This is a genomic window from Aquipuribacter aurantiacus (genome assembly GCF_051216895.1).
In the GTDB taxonomy this organism is placed as follows: domain Bacteria; phylum Actinomycetota; class Actinomycetes; order Actinomycetales; family JBBAYJ01; genus Aquipuribacter.
Window position 1 is genome coordinate 1 of record NZ_JBPKAO010000027.1, and the last position, 3,608, is coordinate 3,608.

Below are 3,608 nucleotides of genomic sequence, written 5' to 3' on the forward strand. Positions count from 1 at the left end.
CGCCGACCTGGCCATCCGCACCGGCGTCCCCGAGACAAACGTGATGATCGCCGAGGACGGTGTCGTGGTCGACCTCGTCAAGGGCGTGGCGGCGATCGTCGGGAAGGTCCGCGCCGGTTACGTGTACGTCGACGGCGCCACCGTCGGCGGGGCCACCGAGGCGTCGCTGAAGGACCGGGTGACCCTGTCCGAGGAGGGCGTCATCACCGTCGTCGCCCTCGTCGACGCGGACACCGGCGAGCTGACCGAGGCGCCGGACTTCATCGCCCGCGGCTTCGCTGCCGACGTCACCAGCTTCGACGCCGTCGTCCCCATGCTCCGCAAGACGCTGGCCAAGGCTGCCTCCGAGGGCATCGGCGACGCCCACCTCCTCGAGCAGCTGATCGCCCGCACGGTCTCGACCTGGGCGCACCGCACCTACCGACGCAGCCCGTTGGTGATCCCGGTCGTCGTCGACGCCTGAGCGCACCGCGGAGCCTGCCGCCGCCCGCCCAGGCAGCGCGTCCCGCACACCCGTCCGCCACTGACCCNTCCTCGAGCAGCTGATCGCCCGCACGGTCTCGACCTGGGCGCACCGCACCTACCGACGCAGCCCGTTGGTGATCCCGGTCGTCGTCGACGCCTGAGCGCACCGCGGAGCCTGCCGCCGCCCGCCCAGGCAGCGCGTCCCGCACACCCGTCCGCCACTGACCCCGACCCGACCGGAGCCGCCGTGACCGACCTGGCCGTATCCCCCGCCGAGCACGCCGAACGCCAGCGGCTCGAGGACGTCATGCACGTCCTCGGCGACGCACGAGAGCGGCTCGGCGCCGCGATCGACGACTCGGCGGCCAGCATCCAGGGCCAGAAGGCCGCCATATGGGAGAACCAGCGCGACATGGACTTCGCCGAGAAGGCCAACCTCCGGGGCCTGATCGACGTGTCCGTCGTCACCGTCGACAACCTGGTGGAGGCGCACCGCCGGGTCGAACGCCTCCTGGTGTCGCCGTACTTCGGTCGGGTCGACTTCCACGCCAGCGACCGGAACACCCCTGCGGAGCACTACATCGGCCTGCACAGCTTCCGGGACCCCCGCTCCTCGGACCTGCTCGTGCACGACTGGCGCGCGCCCGTGTCGAGCCTCTACTACGACTACGAGCACGGGACGGCGGACTACGAGTCGCCCGAGGGCACCCGGCACGGCGAGATCACCGGCAAGCGCCAGTACAAGATCGTCGACGGCCACCTGGAGTACATGGTCGAGAGCGAGCTCACCATCGGCGACGAGGTGCTCCAGCGCGAGCTCAGCCGCTCCGCCGACGACAAGATGAAGAACATCGTCGCCACCATCCAGCGCGAGCAGAACAGCGCCATCCGCGACGAGCAGGCCGAGGTCCTCATCCTGCAGGGCGTCGCCGGGTCGGGGAAGACGTCGATCGCCCTGCACCGCGTCGCGTTCCTGCTGTACCGCTTCCGCGACACCCTGTCGGCCCGGAACGTCATGATCCTGTCGCCCAACAAGGTGTTCGGTGACTACATCAGCCGCGTCCTGCCCGAGCTCGGCGAGGAGCAGATCGCCGAGACCCAGTTCGACGCCATCGCGCGCCGGTACCTGACCACGGTCACCGACTACCAGACCTTCAACGAGCAGGTGACGAGCCTGCTCGAGCGGGTCGACGACGCCGCGACCGAACGCATGCGGCACAAGGCGACGCCGGAGTTCCTGGCCTCGCTCGAGGACTGGGTCGCGTCGACCGCCGAGGACGACTTCACGCCGGTCGAGATCGAGCAGCGAGGCTCCTGGCTGCCACAGGAGTGGGTGGCAGAGAGCTGGGCCGCCGCGTCGAGGCTTCCCCTGTTCGCCCGCCTGGAGCGGCTGGCCGACCTCGCGGTGCCCCGGCTCAAGGCGTCGGCGAGCCGCTGGAGCGCGAGCGACACGACCGCGGTCCGGCGCCAGGTCCGGGCGATGTTCCCCCACACCAGCCCCCTGGCGCTGTACAAGGCGTTCTACGACGCGCCGGAGCAGGACGGGCTGTTCGTCCCCCTCGGCAAGAAGAAGGTCGAGTACTCCGACGTCTTCCCGCTCGTCCTGACCATCCTGCTGACGACCAGGCAGGACGGGTACGGCCATGTCCGGCACCTGCTCGTCGACGAGATGCAGGACTACACCCCGGTCCAGTACGCCGTCCTGCGCCGGTTGTTCAGCTGCCGGATGACGATCCTCGGCGACGCGGCCCAGTCGGTGAACCCGTTCAGCTCGTCGTCGCTGGCGACCATCCACGCGGTGTTCCCCGAGGCGCGCTGCCTCGAGCTGTGCACCAGCTACCGCTCGACGACCGAGATCACCGCGTTCTCCCAAGGCATCCGGCGAAACGACCGGCTCGTGCCGGTCGACCGGCACGGCCCGGAGCCCGAGGTCGTCGCGTGCGTCGACGAGGCAGGCGAGCGTGAGCACCTCGTCGCTCTCGTCCGGCGGCTCCAGGGCACCGACCACGTGTCCATCGGCGTCGTCTGCCGCACGGTGGCCCGGGCCCAGGAGGTGCACGACGCGCTCGTGCAGGCGGACGTCGAGGCCACGCTGCTCGACCACGACAGCACCGAGTACTCCGGGCGGGTGGTGGTCACGTCGGCCCACATCGCCAAGGGGCTCGAGTTCGACGCCGTGGTCGTGCCGCACGTCAGCGCCGACCACTACTCCGAGCCGGTCGACCGCAGCATGCTCTACATCGCGTGCACCCGGGCCATGCACGAGCTCTACCTGACGCACGCCGGTGAGCGTTCGCCGGTGCTACCTCCGGCTGCCTGAGCGAACCGGACCGAGCAGCCCCCATCACCCGCTACTCTCGTGTTACGTAAGAGTTGAGTCCCGGACCCGTCGGTCCGAGTGGGCTCCCCACCCCCCTTGTTCTCGATGCCGAGGCCCTCGTGGCCTGTTGAACGGAGCCCGCATGACCCCGACCACACCCTCCCCTGTCGTGGTGCCCGAGCAGGACCAGGACGAGTTCTCGGTCCGCCGGGCCCTGCGCTCCCCGCGCCGGCTACGCACCGAGGTCCTCGCCGGCCTCGTCGTGGCCCTGGCCCTGATCCCCGAGGCCATCGCGTTCTCGCTCGTGGCCGGGGTCGACCCCCGGGTGGGCCTGTACGCCGCGTTCACCATGGCCGTCACGATCTCGATCGTGGGCGGGCGCCGGGCCATGATCTCCGGTGCCACCGGGGCTATCGCCCTGGTGATCGCCCCGATCAACCGCGAGTACGGCCTGGACTTCTTCATCGCCACGGTCATCCTGGCCGGGGCCCTGCAGATCCTGTTCAGCGTCTTCGGCGTCGCCAAGCTGATGCGGTTCATCCCCCGGAGCGTCCTCGTCGGCTTCGTCAACGCTCTCGCGATCCTGATCTTCACCTCGCAGATCCCGTACCTGATCGGCGTCCCCCTGCTCGTCTACCCGATGGTCGCGGTCGGCATCGTGATCATCGTCCTCATGCCCAAGGTCACGACCGCGGTGCCTGCCCCGCTCGTCGCCATCGTCGTGCTCACCGTGGCCGCCGTGCTGCTGAACTTCCGCGTCCCCACGGTGGGCGACCAGGGCGACCTGCCCGACAGCCTGCCCACCTGGTTCGTCCCGGACGTG

Annotated in this window: 2 protein-coding genes and 1 pseudogene; all 3 read left to right on the forward strand. The window is 70.1% G+C overall.

What is annotated here, in order from left to right:
* Nucleotides 1–463 (forward strand): annotated as a pseudogene (locus ACR80Q_RS18165) (RNase J family beta-CASP ribonuclease); the annotation flags it as partial.
* A 249-nt stretch (nucleotides 464–712) separates the two neighbouring features.
* Nucleotides 713–2,785, forward strand: a complete 2,073-nt coding sequence (locus ACR80Q_RS18170; RefSeq protein WP_435379063.1) for a HelD family protein — start codon at nucleotides 713–715, stop codon at nucleotides 2,783–2,785.
* 142 nt (nucleotides 2,786–2,927) lie between these two features.
* The coding region (locus tag ACR80Q_RS18175) for a SulP family inorganic anion transporter (protein ID WP_435379064.1) at nucleotides 2,928–3,608 on the forward strand (681 nt) is incomplete at its 3' end.